We start from the raw sequence: 17,759 nt of genomic DNA, 5'->3' as shown, positions 1-17,759 counted from the left end.
GCATGAAACAGGTCAACGGTCAGAAACTACTGGAATCGCTCGGAAGCGGTGTCAGCGCTGTGCGCGGCCGCATCACGCCCGACGCGCCGATGGATCGCGTCACCTGGTTCCGCGCCGGCGGCCTTGCCGAGCTGATGTTCCAGCCGCACGACACGGATGATCTCGTCACCTTCCTGAAGCTGGTTCCGGCCGAAGTGCCGGTCATGGTGGTCGGTGTCGGCTCGAACCTGCTCGTGCGCGACGGCGGCATTCCCGGCGTTGTCATCCGCCTCTCGGCCAAGGGCTTCGGCGATCTCGAGCTCGTCGGCGAAAATCGCATCAAGGCCGGCGCCATCTGCCCGGACAAGAACATCGCGGCCATGGCGCTCGATCACGGCATCGGGGGATTCTACTTCTTCTACGGCATCCCCGGCTCGCTCGGCGGCGCACTGCGCATGAACGCCGGCGCCAACGGCACGGAGACCCGTGAGCGTGTCGTCGAAGTCCATGCCGTCGACCGCCAGGGCAACCAGCATGTGCTGTCGAATGCCGATATGGGCTACGCCTATCGCCATTCGTCGGCACCAAAGGATCTGATCTTCACCCACGCGGTCTTCGAAGGTTACGCCGAGGACAAGAACAAGATCCGCACCGACATGGATGCGGTGCGTCAACATCGCGAAACGGTGCAGCCGATCCGCGAAAAGACCGGCGGTTCGACCTTCAAGAACCCGGAGGGCCACTCGGCCTGGAAATTGATCGACGAAGCCGGGTGCCGGGGGCTCATGGTCGGCAGCGCCCAGATGTCGCCGCTGCACTGCAATTTCATGATCAATACCGGCCAGGCGACCGGCTACGAGCTCGAATACCTTGGAGAAACGGTGCGCCAACAAGTTCTCGAACATTCGGGTGTCCGGCTCGAATGGGAAATCAAGCGCATCGGCAATTTCATGCCGGGCTACGAGATCAAGGAATTCCTCGGCCGCGGCATCGCCTGAGGCTGTTGCGAGGATGTTTTGGAGAGGCCGTGGCGGCGACGCTGCGGCCCTTTCGTTTTGTTTGATGAGAGCCAACGAGGATCCCACACCTTCCGTCATGCTCGGGCTTGACCCGAGCATCCATGCTCCGCCTGGGTCGCCTGGAAGTGGATCCTCGGGTCAAGCCCGAGGATGACGGCAGGTGGGTGGGGCAACGGGAGAGGACATTCCTCATCGGCCCCATCCCCAACAACAAAGAGCCGCAGCGTTGCCGCTGCGGCTCTCCTTGTTTGCGGTCGGCCGGGCACAGGGGCGCGGCCAGTCCGATATCAGGCCGAAACCTCGTCTTCCGTCGACAGCACGAGGCAAAGCAGCGTGATGGCGGCGGCTGCCAGCAGGTAGTAGCCGACGTAATCCAGGCTGTAGTTGGTGGCGAGCCAGGTGGCGATGTAGGGCGCCAGAGACGCGCCGAAGATGCCGGCGAGATTAAAGGTCATCGACGCGCCGGTGTAGCGCACCGAGGTCGGGAAGGGGGCGGCAAGGGCTGCGCCGATCGGGCCATAGGTCAGGCCCATGAGGCCGAGGCCGATGATCGAGAACAGGAAGGCGCCGCCAAGGCCGCCGGCAAGCAGCGGGGCCATGAACAGGCCGAAGACGCCGATGCCGATGGTGGTGACGATCAGGATCAGGCGGCGGCCGAACCGGTCCGAAAGGATGCCGGCGACCGGGATCATCAGGCCGAAGAAGACGACGCCGGTCATCTGTACGACGAGGAACTGCTCGCGCGAGTAGCCGAGCTTTGCCGTGCCCCAGGAGAGCGAGAACACCGTCATCAGATAGAACAGCACGAAGGTCGCGAGCGCCACGAAGGTGCCGAGAACGAGGCTGCGCTTGTGGAAGCGGAAGATCTCGGCGATCGGAACCTGCACGCGCTCGTGCTTGTCTACCGCCTTCTGGAACTCCGGCGTCTCGGTGATCTTCAGCCGGACATAGAGGCCGACGGCGACCAGCAGGATGCTGGCGATGAAGGGCACGCGCCAGCCCCAGGCGAGGAAGGCTTCGTTGCTCATGACTTCGCCGAGGATCAGGAAGGTGCCGGCCGACAGGATGAAACCGATCGGTGCGCCGAGCTGCGGGAACATGGCGTACCAGCTGCGCTTGCCCTCGGGCGCGTTTTCGGTGGCGAGCAGCACAGCGCCACCCCATTCGCCGCCGAGGCCGAGGCCCTGGCCGAAACGGCAAAGGGCCAAGAGCAGGGGCGCTGCGACGCCGATCGTCGCATAGGTCGGCAAAAGGCCGATCACGACGGTAGATATGCCCATGGTCATCAGTGCCGCCACGAGCGTCGCCTTGCGGCCGACCTTGTCGCCGAAATGGCCGAAGATGACGGCGCCGAAGGGGCGGGCGAAGAAGGCAATCGAGAAGGTCGCGAAGGACTGCAGCATTGCCGAGGTCGGGTCGGCGGTCGGGAAGAACAGGTGCGGAAAGACCAGCACTGCGGCGGTGGCGTAAACGTAGAAGTCGAAGAATTCGATGGTCGTGCCGACGAGGCTTGCGAACAGCACCCGGGCAGGGGAGTTCACTGCCGCGTGCTTCGACGCATTGTCCTTCGGCGACAGGGAGGTTGTCGCGTCTGTCATTATGATGGTTCCTGATATGGATTTCATACCGTCTTGGGAGGCGGTTGAGGGCTATTAACGCAAGTTTCGGCATGGCGAAACCCGGAAACCGTAAGAAATGCGAACGATATCGGCGTCATGCGCAGCATTATTCCGCTGGTGCATGGCTCTCTGCGGCAGAGGTTGGGTCTGCCTGTTCCTTGGGCAATATATTGAGCTGCGCTTGGTCGATTTCACCTTTTGCGCGCGTTTGACATCGCCTCACAACCCATCTTGACCGGAATCAAATTGTGGCAAACTCTGGGCACTTGAAGCGATCGGCTTCGTTTTTCAGGAGCGAATGCATGTTCAAAAGGCTTTCTGCGGAATTTCTGGGTACATTCTGGCTCGTTTTCGGCGGTTGCGGCAGCGCGGTGCTGGCGGCTGCCTTTCCTGAGGTCGGCATCGGCCTGCTCGGCGTTTCTTTTGCTTTTGGTCTCACCGTACTCACCATGGCCTATGCGGTCGGCGGCATCTCCGGTGGACACTTCAATCCGGCCGTTTCGGTTGGGCTGATGGTCGCCGGCAAGTTTCCGTCCCACAAGCTCGTCGGCTACGTTGTCTCCCAGGTGCTGGGCGCGATCGCCGCTGCCGGCGTGCTCTATCTGATCGCCAGCGGCAAGGCCGGTTTCCAGCTCGGCGGTTTTGCCGCCAATGGCTATGGCGAACATTCGCCGGGCGGCTATTCGCTGACATCAGCGCTCGTCGCCGAGGTGATGCTGACCTTCTTCTTCCTGTTCATCATTCTCGGCTCCACCCATGGCCGCGTGCCGGCCGGCTTCGCGCCGATCGCCATCGGCCTGGCGCTCACCCTTATTCACCTGGTCTCGATCCCGGTGACGAACACTTCGGTCAACCCGGCCCGCTCGACGGGGCAGGCGCTCTTCGTCGGCGATTGGGCGCTGGCACAGCTATGGCTGTTCTGGGTGGCGCCGATCGTCGGCGCGGCAATCGCCGGCATCGTCTGGAAGATCGTCGGCGACGACGACTAATCCCTCATCGCATCGTCAGATTGGAGCCCGCCGCCTCGTTTGCGGCGGGTTTTTCATTTTTTTCGCTTGTTACGCATTCGATTCAGGATTGCTCCGCAACCCTTTGATCTCCCGCCAAAATGCCCTGTCGACTACGCGCGTGCACGCACGGCGCGTGTTTCGTTTCCCGACTAAGGTTAACGAAAGTAAACGGTTCGTTAACCATAATGCCGTTCTAGTGACCCAATGGCACCGGTGACTCGCGGGGACCGGAATCAGCCAGACGCAAGGAAACCTTGCGATAGTGGCGTATTGTTTGGGGGTTTGAATGAGCGGCAAGCATGTGGCTGTCCTGATGGGCGGATTTTCTTCGGAGCGACCGGTTAGCCTGTCGTCCGGGGCTGCCTGCGCGGATGCCCTTGAGGCCGCCGGCTACCGCGTCACCCGAATCGACGTCGATCGCAACGTTGCCGAGGTGCTCGCGGCACTCCGGCCGGACGTCGCCTTCAATGCTCTTCATGGTCCGTTCGGCGAGGATGGCACGATCCAGGGCATTCTCGAATATCTGGAGATTCCCTACACCCATTCCGGTGTGCTCGCCTCGGCGCTCGCCATGGACAAGGCGCAGGCCAAGCACGTTGCTGCCGCCTCCGGCATTCCGGTTGCGGACGCGCAGGTGATGGATCGCCATGCCTTTGGCCCGAAGCACCCGATGAAGCCGCCCTATGTCGTCAAGCCGGTCCGTGAGGGCTCGAGCTTCGGCGTCGTCATCGTCAAGGAAGATCAGTCGCATCCGCCGCAGGTGGTGACCTCGAGCGAATGGCGCTATGGCGACCGAATCATGGTCGAGCGTTATGTCGCCGGCCGCGAACTGACCTGTGGCGTCATGGGCGACAAGGCCCTTGGCGTGACCGAAATCATCCCGCAGGGCCATGCCTTCTACGATTATGACTCCAAGTACGTAAAAGGTGGTTCTCGCCACGTCATTCCGGCACAGATTTCACCAAATATTTACCAAAAAATACAAACACTCGCTCTGAAGGCGCATCAGGCAATCGGTTGCCGGGGCGTCAGCCGATCCGACTTTCGTTTCGATGACAGTTCCTCCGGTGAGGGCGAGCTGATCTGGCTGGAAATCAACACCCAGCCCGGCATGACGCCAACCTCCCTGGTGCCCGAGATGGCCGCGCATGCCGGCTATAGTTTCGGTGAGTTTTTGAGTTGGATGGTGGAGGAAGCGTCGTGTTTGCGTTGAGGGGCAGAAGGGGCAAGAGGGTTCGTCACCTCGATGGCGCTGCAGCCGTCGATGTGGACGGCGGCCGTGTGCTGCCGCGTCCGCTCCGTCGTGTCGTGCGCTTCTTCGTCAGTCTTGGTGCCGGCCGCGTTCGCTTTCCGGCCCATACCGGCACGATCTCGGCGCTCGCCTTTTTTGCTGCGACGGGCTTCTACGGCATGTCGCTCGGCGGTCATACACAGAACTTCGCGCAAGCTTCGACCACCGCCGCGGGATTTGCGATCGAAGACGTCAAGGTTTCCGGCAACGACCAGACCTCGGAGATCGATATCCTCCAGCAGCTCGGCCTGGACGGCACGACGTCGCTGGTGGCGCTCGATATCGCCGAGGCCCGCAAGCTGATCGCGGAAATGCCCTGGGTTCAGGGCGTGACGGTGCGCAAGGTCTATCCCGGCACGATCGAGGTCAACCTTACCGAGCGCAAGGCCTTTGGCATCTGGCAGCACGGCTCCGATCTTTCGCTGATCGAAAGAAGCGGCAGCGTGATTGCGCCGCTGCGCGACAACAAGTTTGCGGCGCTGCCGCTGTTCGTTGGCCGCGATGCCGAAACGGCGGCCGCCGATTTCTACGACGAGTTTTCCCGCTGGCCGGAGATCCGCTCGCGGGTGAGGGCCTTCGTTCGCGTCGCCGGTCGCCGTTGGGACCTGCGCCTCGATAACGGCATCATCGTCAAGTTGCCGGAGCACGACGTCGCCCAGGCGATGCAAGTGCTCTCCGACATGGAAAGCCAGCACCAGCTCCTGGAGCGCGACATCGCGGCCGTGGATCTGAGGCTGCAGGATCGAACCACAGTTCAGTTGACTCCGGGTGCAGTCACCCGGCGCGAAGTTGCCTTGAAGGCGAGGGACAAAATGCTGAAGGCGCAGGAGACCGAAAAGAAGAAAGAGGGGCGGATATGAGTTTGTTCGGTTCCTCCAGCTTTGGCTTGCCGCGCCTGAAGCCGCTTTCTTCGAAGCGGTCTCACGTTGTCTCGGTGCTGGATATCGGTTCGACCAAGGTGGTCTGCATGATCGGCCGGCTGACGCCGCGCGCCGAGAGCCAGATCCTGCCGAACCGCACCCACAACGTCGAAATCATCGGCATCGGCCATCAGAAGTCGCGGGGCGTCAAGAACGGCGTCGTCGCCGATCTCGATGCGGTCGAAAGCGTCGTGCGGCTCGCGGTCGACGCGGCCGAGCGTATGGCCGGGCTTACCATCGACAGCATGATCGTCAACGTTTCGGCCGGCCGGCTGCAGAGCGACGTCTACACCGCGACGATCGATCTCGGCGGCCAGGAAGTCGACGCCAACGATCTGCGCAAGGTTCTGTCGGCCGCCGGCCAGCAGTCGCTGCGCTCCGACCGCGCCATCCTGCACTCGCTGCCCACGGGCTTCTCGCTCGATGGTGAGCGCGGCATCCGTGATCCGCTCGCCATGTTCGGCGACGTTCTCGGCGTCGACATGCATGTGCTGACGGCCGAGCGTGCAGCGCTCAAGAATCTGGAACTCTGCGTCAACCGCGCTCACCTCTCGGTCGAGGGCATGGTGGCGACCCCCTATGCTAGCGGTCTTGCAGCGCTCGTCGACGACGAAGTCGAGCTCGGCTGTGCCGCGATCGACATGGGCGGCGGCACGACGACGATCTCGGTCTTTGCCGAAGGCAAGCTCGTTCATGCGGACGCTGTCAGCCTCGGCGGCCACCACGTGACGACGGACCTGGCGCGCGGTCTTTCGACCCGCATCGAAGACGCCGAGCGGCTGAAGGTCGTGCACGGTTCGGCACTGCCCAACAGCGCCGACGAACGCGACATCGTCTCGGTTCCGCCGATCGGCGAGGACGACCGCGATCAGCCGACGCATGTGCCGCGCGCGCTCGTCTCGCGCATCGTGCGCGCCCGCATCGAAGAGACGCTCGAATTGATCCGCGACCGCATCCAGCGCTCGGGCTTCAGCCCGATCGTCGGCAAGCGCATCGTTCTGACGGGCGGCGCAAGCCAGCTCACGGGCCTGCCGGAAGCGGCGCGCCGCATCCTCGCCCGCAATGTTCGCATCGGCCGTCCGCTCGGAGTTTCCGGGCTGCCCGCGGCTGCCAAGGGGCCGGCCTTCTCCACGGCGGTCGGCCTGATGATCTATCCGCAGGTCGCCGACCTCGAGACCCATGCCGCCCACGGCGGCATGTTCTCGGCGCTCGGCGCCGGCAACGGTCGCATCGCCCGCATGGGGCAGTGGCTGAAAGAGAGCTTTTGAGTGACGTTCGGCGCCGACAGGGACGGCGTCGGATGAAGGAAATGTTGGACTTTGAGAGATTTGGCCGGCTCGGCAAGGCGGCCAGAAAACAGAAGGAACGGGTACAATGACTATCAACTTGCAGAAGCCGGATATCACGGAGCTGAAGCCGCGCATCACCGTCTTTGGCGTGGGTGGTGGCGGTGGCAACGCCGTCAACAACATGATCACTGCAGGCCTCCAGGGCGTCGATTTCGTCGTCGCCAACACCGATGCCCAGGCACTGACCATGACCAAGGCCGAGCGCATCATCCAGATGGGCGTCGCCGTCACCGAAGGTCTCGGCGCCGGTTCGCAGCCGGAAGTCGGCCGCGCGGCCGCCGAAGAGTGCATCGATGAGATCATCGACCACCTGAACGGCACCCACATGTGCTTCGTCACCGCCGGCATGGGCGGCGGCACCGGCACTGGTGCAGCCCCGATCGTTGCCCAGGCCGCCCGCAACAAGGGCATCCTGACGGTCGGCGTCGTCACCAAGCCGTTCCATTTCGAAGGCGCGCGCCGTATGCGCCTCGCCGACCAAGGCATTGCCGAACTGCAGAAGTCGGTCGACACCCTGATCGTCATCCCGAACCAGAACCTCTTCCGCATCGCCAACGACCGCACGACCTTTGCGGACGCCTTCGCGATGGCCGACCAGGTTCTCTATTCGGGCGTTGCCTGCATCACCGACCTCATGGTCAAGGAAGGCCTCATCAACCTCGACTTCGCCGACGTCCGCTCGGTGATGCGTGAAATGGGCCGCGCCATGATGGGTACCGGCGAAGCTTCGGGCGAAGGCCGTGCACTGGCCGCTGCCGAAGCCGCGATTGCCAACCCGCTGCTCGACGAGACCTCGATGAAGGGCGCCCAGGGCCTCCTGATCTCGATCACCGGTGGCCGCGACCTGACGCTGTTCGAACTCGACGAAGCCGCAACCCGTATTCGCGAAGAAGTCGACCCGGATGCCAACATCATCCTCGGCGCGACGTTCGACGAAGAACTCGAAGGCCTGATCCGCGTCTCGGTCGTCGCCACCGGCATCGACCGTACGGCCGCGGAGGTGGCGGGTCGTTCCGCTGACTTTCGTCCGGTAGCAGCCAAACCGGTCGTCCGTCCGTCGGCCGCCATTCCTGCCCAGCAGCCGCAGCCGGTTGCCCAGCACCAGCCGGCCCCGGTTCATCAGCCGGTAATGCAGCAGCCCGTCGCCCAGCCGGTGCAGCCGGTTCAGCAGCAGCCGTCTGTCGATCACATCGCGGCTGCGATCCGCGAAGCCGAAATGGAGCGCGAGCTCGATATCGCGACCCGCGCCGCCCAGGCACAGGTCCAGGCTCCGGCTCAGCAAGCGCATGAAGAGAACTTCCGTCCCCAGAGCAAGCTTTTCGCCGGTGCAGCACCGGTAGAGGCCGCTCCGGTCATGCGCCAGCCGCAGCCGCAGATGCAGCCGGTTCAGGCCCAGCCTCAGCCGCAGCCGGTGATGCGCCAGGAGCCCGTTGCTCCGGTCATGCGCCAGCAGCCGGAACAGGTTCGTATGCCGAAGGTCGAAGACTTTCCGCCAGTTGTGAAGGCCGAGATGGACCGCCGCGCCCAGCCGGCAGCCCCGATCGCGGAAGAGCGTGGCCCGATGGGTCTCCTCAACCGCATCACCAGCTCGCTTGGCCTGCGTGAGCGCGAACAGACCCCAGCGGCCGCCGACATGACGGCTTCCGCACCGACCGCTGCTTCCCAGCAGCGCCGGCCGCTCTCGCCGGAAGCGAGCCTCTATGCGCCGCGTCGCGGCCAGCTTGACGATCACGGTCGCGTTTCGCAGCAGACGCGCCCGCAAGAAGATGATCAGCTCGAAATCCCGGCGTTCCTGCGCCGTCAGTCGAACTGATTGGAAGGCCCGTTCCTTCACCTTGCCGAATGCCCGGGCAACTGCCCGGGCATTTTTGCATTTTCTTCATCATTTCAGATGTTTGATTCGATGTTGCGGACCGTCGCAAATACGTAACAAAGCGAAACGAACAGTGATTTGGAATGGTGCCTCCAAACTCCTATTTTCAGACTCGGAATTGGGGACGCATGCGATTCGATCAAGCGCTGTCTGTTCGAAACGCAGAGGATCGGATTTTGCTCCGAGACTCTCGGGCGCCTTGTTTGTGCCCTGAAGTTCGCTGCGTCCGCCAGCAGGTTTTGGCCATCGGCCACAGGTATTGAAAGTGACGAGAATGGGAATCGAATTGCTCGGGTTTCAGACGACGATTGCAAGCCCGGTAACGCTGAAGGGAAATGGCGTTCACTCGGGTGCAGAAGTGTCGATCACCTTCCATCCGGCGGAAGCCGATGCGGGCATCGTGTTCCAGCGCGTTCTCGCCAATGGCCGGATCAGCGAATACAAGGCGGTTTCCTCGCAGGTCGGCAACACCGATCTCTGCACCGTTCTCGGCATGTCGCCGGCGACGTCGATTGCCACGATCGAACATGTGATGGCCGCGATCTATGCGCTCGGCCTCGACAACCTGACGGTCGAAGTTCACGGCGCCGAAATGCCGATCATGGACGGCAGCTCCGAACCCTTCATCGACGCGATCGAGCAGGTGGGCGTTCGCGCCCTTGCAGTCAAGCGTCGCTACATCCGCATCGTCAAGCCGGTGCGCATCGAATCGGGCGCGTCCTGGTCGGAGTTCACGCCCTATGACGGCATGCGCTTCGAGGTCGAGATCGACTTCGATTGCCCGCTGATCGGTCGCCAGTCCTGGAAGGGCGACATGACGCCGTCCGTCTTCAAGCGCGAACTGTCGCGCGCCCGCACCTTCGGCTTCATGCGTGATGTCGAGCGGCTCTGGGCTGCCGGCTTTGCGCTCGGCTCCTCGCTCGAAAACTCGGTCGTCATCTCCGACGACAACACCGTCATCAACGTCGAGGGCCTGCGCTACACGGACGAGTTCGTTCGTCACAAGACGCTCGATGCGGTCGGCGATCTCTCGCTCGCCGGCGCGCCGTTCATCGGCTGCTACCGTTCCTACCGCGGCGGTCACAAGATGAACGCCAACGCACTGAAGGCGCTTCTCAGCGATCCGACGGCCTACGAAGTCGTCGAAACGGCGACCCCGCGTCAGCGCACCCGCGCCCGCGACATGGTTGCAGTTGCAGTTCCGGGCTTTGCGCCCTGGTCCGCATAAACAAAAAAAGTCATCATCTCCTCCAGTCGCCGGCCGAAAGGCCGGCATTTTCATGATAGGGCCGCCACAAATTTGCATGAATCACCGATCATGACGTTGCGGTCTCAAGGTAACTTGCTCTAAAAGCGCATGTCTGGCGGGGTCCAAGCCCGCAGCGTGGAACGGGAATATCCGATGGTTCTTGCAGTTTCTGTTGATCTGAGAAAGTCAGCGCGCGTCGCCGCCGTGATCGTCGCGGCCATTGCCGGCAGCGCCCTGATTACCGCCTGCCAGAACGATCCCGATATCGACATCACCAAGTTGACGGCGGAGACGGATCCGCCGGAAGTGCTCTACAATCAGGGCCTTGCCAACCTCAACGCCGGCAAGACGACGGAAGCGTCGCGCAAGTTCGAAGCGCTCGACCGCCAGCATCCGTTCTCGGAATATGCCCGTAAGGCACTGGTGATGAACGCCTTCGTTTCCTACCGAAACGGGCAGTACCAGGAGGCGATCAACGCCACCGGTCGTTACCTCAATCTCTATCCGCAGTCGGAAGACGCGGCCTATGCGCAGTACATCCAGGGGCTGGCCTATACCAAGCAGATCCCCGCGGTGACGCAGGACCAGAAGCCGGCGATGAGAGCGATCGAGGCCATGCAGGCCGTCGTCGATCGCTATCCGGACTCCGAATATGTCGACGACGCCAAGTCGAAGATCCGCTTTGCCCGCGACCAGCTCGCCGGCAAGGAAATGCAGGTCGGTCGCTACTATCTCGAGCGCAAGGAATATCTCGCGGCCGTATCGCGCTTCCGCGTCGTCATCGAGCAGTATCCGAACACCAACCAGGTGGAGGAAGCGCTGGCGCGCCTCACCGAGGCCTATTACGCGATGGGCGTGACCCAGGAGGCGCAGACCGCTGCTGCCGTTCTCGGCCACAACTATCCGGACAGCCAGTGGTACTCCGATTCCTTCAAGCTGCTGCAGTCTGGCGGCCTGGAGCCGCGTGAAAGCGGCAACTCCTGGATATCGCGCGCTGCCAAGAACCTCATCGGCGCTTGATCCTTATCAGCGCCCGTCAAGGAAGATACGAACCCGGATGCTCGCCCAGCTTTCGATCCGCGATATCGTCCTGATTGAACGGCTTGATCTGGCTTTCGATGCCGGGCTCTCGGTGCTGACCGGTGAAACCGGCGCCGGTAAGTCCATCCTGCTCGACAGCCTGTCGCTGGCCCTTGGCGGCCGTGGCGACGGCTCGCTGGTGCGCCATGGCTCCGACAAGGGGCAGGTGACAGCGGTCTTCGACGTGCCCGTCGGTCATTCGGCGCGGCTGATGCTGCACGAAAACGGCATCGACGATGATGGCGACCTGATCTTCCGCCGCGTGCAATCCGCTGACGGCCGCACCAAGGCCTATGTCAACGACCAGCCGATCAGCGTCCAGCTGATGCGCCAGCTCGGGCAGACGCTCGTCGAAATTCACGGGCAGCACGACGATCGCGCGCTTGTCGACATCGACGCGCACCGCACCTTGCTCGACGCCTTCGGCGGCACCTCCGACGAGGCGCAACATGTCGGCAATCTCTATCGCGCCTGGAAGGACGCCGAGCGCGGTCTGAAGAAACACCGCGAACGTGTCGAGGCTGCCGCGCGTGAGGCGGATTTCCTGCGTTCTTCGGTCGAGGAACTAGAAAAGCTCAGCCCGCGCGACGGCGAAGAGGACGAGCTTGCCGAGAAGCGGGCGCGAATGATGAAGTCCGAGCGCATCGCCGGCGACATCAACGAGGCCTCCGAATTCTTGAACGGCAATGGTTCGCCGGTTCCGCTGATCGCCTCGCTGGTACGCCGGCTCGAGCGCAAGAGCCATGAGGCGCCGGGTCTGCTGGAGGAAACCGTCGAGCTTCTCGACGGGGCGCTGAACCAGCTTTCCGACGCGCAGATGGCGGTCGAGCGGGCGCTGCGCAACACCGAGTTCGACCCGAAGGAGCTGGAGCGGGTGGAAGAACGCCTGTTTGCGCTTCGTGGTGCCAGCCGCAAATATTCCGTTCCGGTCACCGAGCTTCCGGCGCTCGCCGTGCGCATGATCTCCGATCTCGCCGATCTCGATGCCGGCGAGGAAAGACTGAAGCAGCTCGAAGGCCAGGTCGGCGTTGCCAAGGCAGCCTTCGACGCGTCGGCGCGCTCGCTCTCGGAAAAGCGCCAGCGCACGGCGTCGGCCCTTTCCGCCGCCGTCATGGCCGAGCTGCCGGCGCTGAAGCTCGAACGTGCACGCTTTATGGTGGAAGTTCAAAGCGATGCGACGCAGGCGACGGCCGACGGCATCGATCTCGTCGAGTTCCATGTCCAGACCAATCCCGGCACGCGGCCGGGGCCGATCATGAAGGTCGCCTCGGGCGGCGAGCTTTCGCGCTTCCTCTTGGCGCTGAAGGTGGCGCTTGCCGATCGCGGCTCGGCGCCGACGCTCGTCTTCGACGAAATCGACACCGGTGTCGGTGGTGCCGTGGCGGATGCCATCGGCCAGCGGCTGAAGCGGCTTTCCGGCACCGTCCAGGTGCTTTCCGTCACCCATGCGCCGCAGGTGGCGGCGCGGGCCGCAACGCATCTCCTGATCTCCAAGGGACCGTCCGCCGAGAAGGCCGAGACGATCGCGACCCGCGTTGCCCGCATGGACGACAAGGCGCGCACCGAGGAAATCGCCCGCATGCTCGCCGGCGCCTCGATCACCGAAGAGGCGAGGGCGGCAGCGGCACGGTTGCTGGCGGGTAACGGCTAGCCACAGGCTCTTTTCTTTCGCGATGGTTGCTCTACAAAACGACTCCGAATCCGGAGTCGTCGCGCATGTCCAATGAATTGAAACCCGTCGAGAATCTCAACGAAACGGAAGCGGCCGCGGAGCTGGCCTTTCTCGCCGCCGAGCTTGCCCGTCACGATTCGCTCTATCACGGCCAGGACGCGCCGGAGATTTCGGATGCGGACTATGACGCGCTGAAACGGCGCAACGACGCGATCGAGGCGCAGTTTCCGGCGCTCATCCGCGAGGACAGCCCATCGAGGAAGGTTGGGGCGGCACCCTCCGTCACCTTCCAGCCGGTCGTCCACGCCCGGCCGATGCTGTCGCTCGACAACACATTCTCAGACGAAGACGCCCGCGATTTCGTCGCATCGGTCTATCGCTTCCTCGGGCAGCTTCCGGACAATTCGATCGCGTTCACGGCGGAGCCGAAGATCGACGGTCTGTCGATGTCGCTGCGTTACGAGAACCGCCGGCTGGTAACGGCCGCCACGCGCGGCGACGGCACGACCGGCGAAAATGTCACCGCCAATATCCGCACCATCGGCATGATCCCGCAGACGTTGCCGGCGGGCGCGCCCGATGTGGTCGAGGTGCGCGGCGAAATCTACATGGCGAAATCCGATTTTGCCGCGCTCAACGCCGAAATGGCGGCGCAGGGCAAGCCGCTCTACGTCAACCCGCGCAACACCGCTTCCGGCTCTCTGCGGCAGCTCGACGCCAAGGTGACGGCCAGCCGCAAGCTGCGCTTCTTCGCCTATGCCTGGGGCGAGATCTCGGCGATGCCGGCCGACACGCAAATGGGCATGGTCGAGGTGTTCAAGTCCTGGGGCTTCCCGGTCAACCCGCTGATGCAGCGGCTGACGTCTGCCGACGCGCTCCTGGAGCACTACCACCACATCGAGCGCGAGCGGCCGGATCTCGACTACGATATCGACGGCGTCGTCTACAAGGTCGACCGGCTCGACCTGCAGGCCCGCCTCGGCTTCCGCTCGCGTTCGCCGCGCTGGGCAACGGCGCACAAGTTCCCGGCCGAGCAAGCCTTCACCCGGCTGACGGCGATCGACATCCAGGTGGGCCGCACCGGTGCGCTGACGCCGGTGGCGCGGCTCGAGCCGATCACCGTCGGCGGCGTCGTCGTCACCAATGCGACGCTGCACAACGAGGACTACATCAAGGGGCTCGGCAATTCCGGCGAGCCGATCCGCGAGGGCCGCGATATCCGCATCGGCGACATGGTGATCGTGCAGCGCGCCGGCGACGTCATTCCGCAGATCGTCGACGTCGTCATGGACGAACGCAAGGAAGGCGCCGAGCCCTATCGCTTCCCGACCACATGCCCGGTCTGCGGCAGCCATGCGGTGCGTGACATCAACGAGAAGACCGGCAAGGTGGATGCGGTGCGCCGCTGCACCGGCGGTTTCGTCTGCCGCGCCCAGGCCGTCGAGCACTTGAAGCATTTCGTCTCGCGCAACGCCTACGACATCGAAGGCCTCGGCTCCAAGCAGATCGAGTTCTTCTTCGAAAGCGAAGACCCGACGCTCATGATCCGCACGGCGCCCGATATCTTCACGCTGGAAAAGCGCCAGGAGACGTCGCTGACCAAGCTCGAAAATATCGACGGCTTCGGCAAGGTCAGCGTGCGCAAGCTCTATGAGGCGATCAACACACGCCGCTCGATTGCACTTCATCGCTTCATCTATGCGCTCGGCATCCGCCATGTGGGCGAGACGACGGCGAAGCTGCTCGCGCGCTCCTATGGCAGCTACGAGCACTTTGGCACGGCGATGGGCGAAGCGTCGGCCTTCTCGGGCGACGCCTGGAACGAACTCAACAGCATCGACGGCATCGGCGAGGTCGTCGCCCGCGCCATCGTCGAGTTCTACAAGGAGCCGCGTAACCTCGAAGTGGTCACGCGTCTGCTGTCCGAGGTGACGCCGGAGGCGGCGGAAGCACCGGTTGCAAGCGACAGCCCGGTCGCCGGCAAGACGGTGGTCTTCACCGGTTCGCTCGAAAAGATGACGCGCGACGAGGCCAAGGCCAAGGCGGAAAGCCTCGGCGCCAAGGTGGCAGGCTCCGTGTCGAAGAAGACCGATATCGTCGTTGCGGGTCCGGGTGCCGGCTCCAAGCTCGACAAGGCCCGCGAACTCGGCGTCGAGACCATGGACGAGGACGAGTGGCTGGCGCTGATCGGCGGGTAGGGGCTTTCTTGGTGTTCGGGGGGAAAGCAGAGAGATGTCTGACTTCCTAGAGTTCGTTCTGGCCAAGGGGCCGGAAGGCCGCATCACACATGATGATGTGGTTCGGTGGGCAGGCGCTTTGGACAACTGGGAGTTCTACAACGCCGCTGCTGTCGAAATCGCAAGGAAATACCATCACGGCGCGCTGACCTATAGCTTCTGCGACGGCGTCATGAACGATCTCTGGCGCGCGGTGCAGGCGGGCTTCACAGCCGGCCGCAATGCGCTGCCTGAGCCTTTTTACGTCGTTTATGAAGCGTTCGATGCCGGGGAGTACCACCGGGCAGAAGACGGGAGCGATGACCCGATTGCCGACCTTACCGATCCGCTCATCGCGGAGTTGGTGGCGCGCCTCGGCCCCTAGCAGCAGGGCATGGTTGGCTATCGACACAAAGCAATCGGCCCGGGCTTGGGAAGGCTCGGGCCGATTGTCTTAACGTTCTCTTGAATTGGGCCATCAGCCCTGCTGTTGGGCGGCTTCCTGGTCCATCCACATGAATTCCCAGACGTGGCCGTCGAGGTCCTGGAACGAGATGCCGTACATGAAGCCGTAGTCGATCGCCGGCTTCCACGGCTTGGCGCCAGCGGCAAGCGCCTTGGCGAGCATGTCGTCGACTTCGGCGCGGCTTCCGGCCGAAAGGGCGGTGATGACTTCGGTTCCCTTCCGGGCGTCGCTGATCTCGCCGGTGATGAAGTCACGGAACTTCGGCTCGGTCAAAAGCATGACGAAGATATTGTCCGAGATCACCGTGCAGGCGGCGGTGTCATCGGAGAACTGCTCGTTGAAGGTGAAGCCGAGGGCAGCGAAGAACGCGCGCGAGGCCTTCAGATCCTTGACCGGCAGGTTTACGAAAATCATGCGCATGAAATGCTCCTTGGGAATGGATTTTGTGTCTACGGACTAAGGACGAATGCCGATCGACGATTCCGACACCGGCTCAAACATTTTTTTAGCTGGAGAGATGTGGGGCGCAACCCCGGGTTTTCAACAGCAATTGCGGGTCGTGCGGAGGAGCCGGTCTTGCCGCCATTACCCCCGATACCGCAGCGCCTCCACCAGCACAGCAAAGGCCGGTGAGGACTGGCGGCGGCTGGGGTAATAGAGGTGGTAGCCGGGGAACGGGTCGCACCAGTCTTCGAGCACGCGGATGAGGCGACCTTCGGCGATGTGGGTGAGGGCCGATTCCTCCGGGACGAAGGCAAGGCCGAAGCCGGCGAGGCAGGCGGTAAGCCGGTGCGCCAGCCGGCTGAAGACGAGCTGACCGTCGACGCGGACTTTTAGCTCGCGGCCGTCCTTTTCGAACTCCCAGGCATAGATGCCGCCGTAGGTCGGAAGCCTCAGGTTGATGCAGCGGTGCTGGGTCAGGTCCTGAGGGACGACGGGCTTCGGATGCTTTTCGAAATAGCTGGGCGCGCCGACGACCGCCATGCGCATGTCCGGCCCGATGCGCACGGCGATCATGTCCTTGGCGACCTGCTCGCCAAGCCGGACACCGGCGTCGTAGCGTTCGGCGACGATATCGGTGAGGCCGTAGTCGATGACGATCTCGACCTTGATATCGGGATAATCGGGCAGAAGCTTTTCGAGCTTCGGCCAGAGCACGGTCTCTGCCGCGTGCTCGGCAGTGGTGATGCGCACCGTGCCTGCGGGTTTGTCCCTCACGTCGCTCAAGGCGGTGAGCTCGGTTTCCAACTGCTCGAAGTGCGGGACGAGGGTGGCAAGCAGCCGCTCGCCGGCCTCGGTCGGGGAGACGCTGCGCGTGGTGCGGGTGAGCAGGCGCACGCCAAGCCGTGCTTCGAGCGCCCGCATGGTGTGGCTGAGCGCCGATTGCGAAACGCCGAGCTGGGCGGCGGCCCTTGTGAAGCTGCGCTCGCGCGCCACCGCCGCGAAGGCGATCAGGTCATTGATGTTCTCGCGCAGCATTCATGAATCTCTCTCATAGGTCCATGCCGTTTATACCATCTAATTGTTGGCGGCGGCCATCGCTAGATTGTGCACAGCAACAGAACGGGCGGCGGGTCGTCCGGTTCGCCAAGGAGAAGACCTCATGGAGATCAAGAGAAGCGGTTCGCAGCCTTCGGCCCGGGGGACAGAGGACTGGTTCAGCGGCACCGTGCGCATCGACCCGTTGTTTCCCGTGCGCGAGCCGGCGCGCACTGCCGGCAATGCCGTCACCTTCGAGCCCGGCGCCCGCACGGCCTGGCATACGCATCCGCTCGGCCAGGTCCTGATCGTCGTTTCCGGCTGCGGCCGGGTGCAGCGGGAGGGCGGGCCAATCGAGGAGATCCGGCCGGGCGATGTCGTCTGGTTCGAGCCCGGCGAGAAGCACTGGCACGGGGCGGCACCGACGACCGCCCTGACCCATATCGCCATCCAGGAGACGCTCGACGGCAAGGCGGTCGACTGGATGGAAAAGGTGACGGACGCGCAATACGGCGCTGCGCAGGCGGAGTAGGCACG

Annotated in this window: 15 protein-coding genes; 12 read left to right on the top strand and 3 right to left on the bottom strand. The window is 63.5% G+C overall.

Translation table 11 applies throughout. The features are described 5' to 3' along the window. The first annotated feature begins 2 nt into the window (after window positions 1-2). Entirely contained in the window at window positions 3-977 is a 975-nt protein-coding gene (gene murB / locus ACN9MO_RS11240; protein ID WP_112994792.1) for a UDP-N-acetylmuramate dehydrogenase, read from the top strand. 308 nt (window positions 978-1,285) lie between these two features. Here the strand turns inward: murB and ACN9MO_RS11235 are convergent, their stop codons facing one another. Beyond that, window positions 1,286-2,596, bottom strand: a complete 1,311-nt coding sequence (locus ACN9MO_RS11235; RefSeq protein WP_112946587.1) for an MFS transporter — start codon at window positions 2,594-2,596, stop codon at window positions 1,286-1,288. 323 nt (window positions 2,597-2,919) lie between these two features. Here ACN9MO_RS11235 and aqpZ point away from each other — a divergent pair, with 323 nt between their 5' ends. From aqpZ to ACN9MO_RS11185, 10 genes are all read left to right on the top strand, one after another. Beyond that, window positions 2,920-3,606, top strand: coding sequence for an aquaporin Z (gene aqpZ / locus ACN9MO_RS11230; RefSeq protein ID WP_057253478.1), 687 nt, complete (start codon window positions 2,920-2,922; stop codon window positions 3,604-3,606). 307 nt (window positions 3,607-3,913) lie between these two features. Next, the gene (locus ACN9MO_RS11225; protein WP_057253480.1) at window positions 3,914-4,840 is read left to right on the top strand and encodes a D-alanine--D-alanine ligase; all 927 of its coding nucleotides are present in this window, start codon (window positions 3,914-3,916) and stop codon (window positions 4,838-4,840) included. Then, entirely contained in the window at window positions 4,828-5,778 is a 951-nt protein-coding gene (gene ftsQ / locus ACN9MO_RS11220) for a cell division protein FtsQ (RefSeq protein ID WP_057253483.1), read from the top strand. The genes ACN9MO_RS11225 and ftsQ overlap by 13 nt, the downstream gene beginning before the upstream one ends. Beyond that, the gene (ftsA, locus tag ACN9MO_RS11215) at window positions 5,775-7,106 is read left to right on the top strand and encodes a cell division protein FtsA (RefSeq protein ID WP_057253485.1); all 1,332 of its coding nucleotides are present in this window, start codon (window positions 5,775-5,777) and stop codon (window positions 7,104-7,106) included. The genes ftsQ and ftsA overlap by 4 nt, the downstream gene beginning before the upstream one ends. Before the next feature lie 106 nt (window positions 7,107-7,212). Then, complete coding sequence (gene ftsZ, locus ACN9MO_RS11210; RefSeq protein WP_093233707.1) at window positions 7,213-9,000, top strand: cell division protein FtsZ; 1,788 nt, start codon at window positions 7,213-7,215, stop codon at window positions 8,998-9,000. Window positions 9,001-9,334: 334 nt separating this feature from the next. After that, the gene (gene lpxC / locus ACN9MO_RS11205; protein ID WP_058321246.1) at window positions 9,335-10,288 is read left to right on the top strand and encodes a UDP-3-O-acyl-N-acetylglucosamine deacetylase; all 954 of its coding nucleotides are present in this window, start codon (window positions 9,335-9,337) and stop codon (window positions 10,286-10,288) included. Between the two features lie 174 nt (window positions 10,289-10,462). Beyond that, entirely contained in the window at window positions 10,463-11,329 is an 867-nt protein-coding gene (locus ACN9MO_RS11200; RefSeq protein WP_057253491.1) for an outer membrane protein assembly factor BamD, read from the top strand. Between the two features lie 37 nt (window positions 11,330-11,366). Continuing rightward, window positions 11,367-13,040, top strand: a complete 1,674-nt coding sequence (gene recN / locus ACN9MO_RS11195) for a DNA repair protein RecN (protein WP_112994795.1) — start codon at window positions 11,367-11,369, stop codon at window positions 13,038-13,040. 65 nt (window positions 13,041-13,105) lie between these two features. Further along, complete coding sequence (gene ligA, locus ACN9MO_RS11190; protein WP_112994796.1) at window positions 13,106-15,259, top strand: NAD-dependent DNA ligase LigA; 2,154 nt, start codon at window positions 13,106-13,108, stop codon at window positions 15,257-15,259. Window positions 15,260-15,293: 34 nt separating this feature from the next. Further along, window positions 15,294-15,662, top strand: a complete 369-nt coding sequence (locus ACN9MO_RS11185) for a hypothetical protein (protein ID WP_057253497.1) — start codon at window positions 15,294-15,296, stop codon at window positions 15,660-15,662. A 93-nt stretch (window positions 15,663-15,755) separates the two neighbouring features. Here ACN9MO_RS11185 and ACN9MO_RS11180 read toward each other — a convergent pair whose 3' ends face one another. Both ACN9MO_RS11180 and ACN9MO_RS11175 read right to left on the bottom strand, forming a co-directional pair. Continuing rightward, on the bottom strand, window positions 15,756-16,163 hold the full coding sequence (locus tag ACN9MO_RS11180) for a VOC family protein (protein ID WP_057253499.1): 408 nt from the start codon (window positions 16,161-16,163) through the stop codon (window positions 15,756-15,758). Window positions 16,164-16,328: 165 nt separating this feature from the next. Continuing rightward, entirely contained in the window at window positions 16,329-17,222 is an 894-nt protein-coding gene (locus ACN9MO_RS11175) for a LysR family transcriptional regulator (RefSeq protein ID WP_058321248.1), read from the bottom strand. A gap of 124 nt (window positions 17,223-17,346) precedes the next feature. Here ACN9MO_RS11175 and ACN9MO_RS11170 point away from each other — a divergent pair, with 124 nt between their 5' ends. After that, window positions 17,347-17,754 carry a (R)-mandelonitrile lyase gene (locus ACN9MO_RS11170; RefSeq protein WP_058321249.1) on the top strand — a complete coding sequence of 136 codons (408 nt, stop codon included), beginning with the start codon at window positions 17,347-17,349 and terminating at the stop codon, window positions 17,752-17,754. Window positions 17,755-17,759: the final 5 nt, after the last annotated feature.

Source organism: Ensifer sp. R-19 (genome assembly GCF_049905105.1).
Taxonomy (GTDB): Bacteria; Pseudomonadota; Alphaproteobacteria; order Rhizobiales; family Rhizobiaceae; genus Ensifer.
The sequence above is the reverse complement of the archived record's forward strand: the minus strand, read 5'-3'. Positions and strand labels throughout refer to the sequence as shown.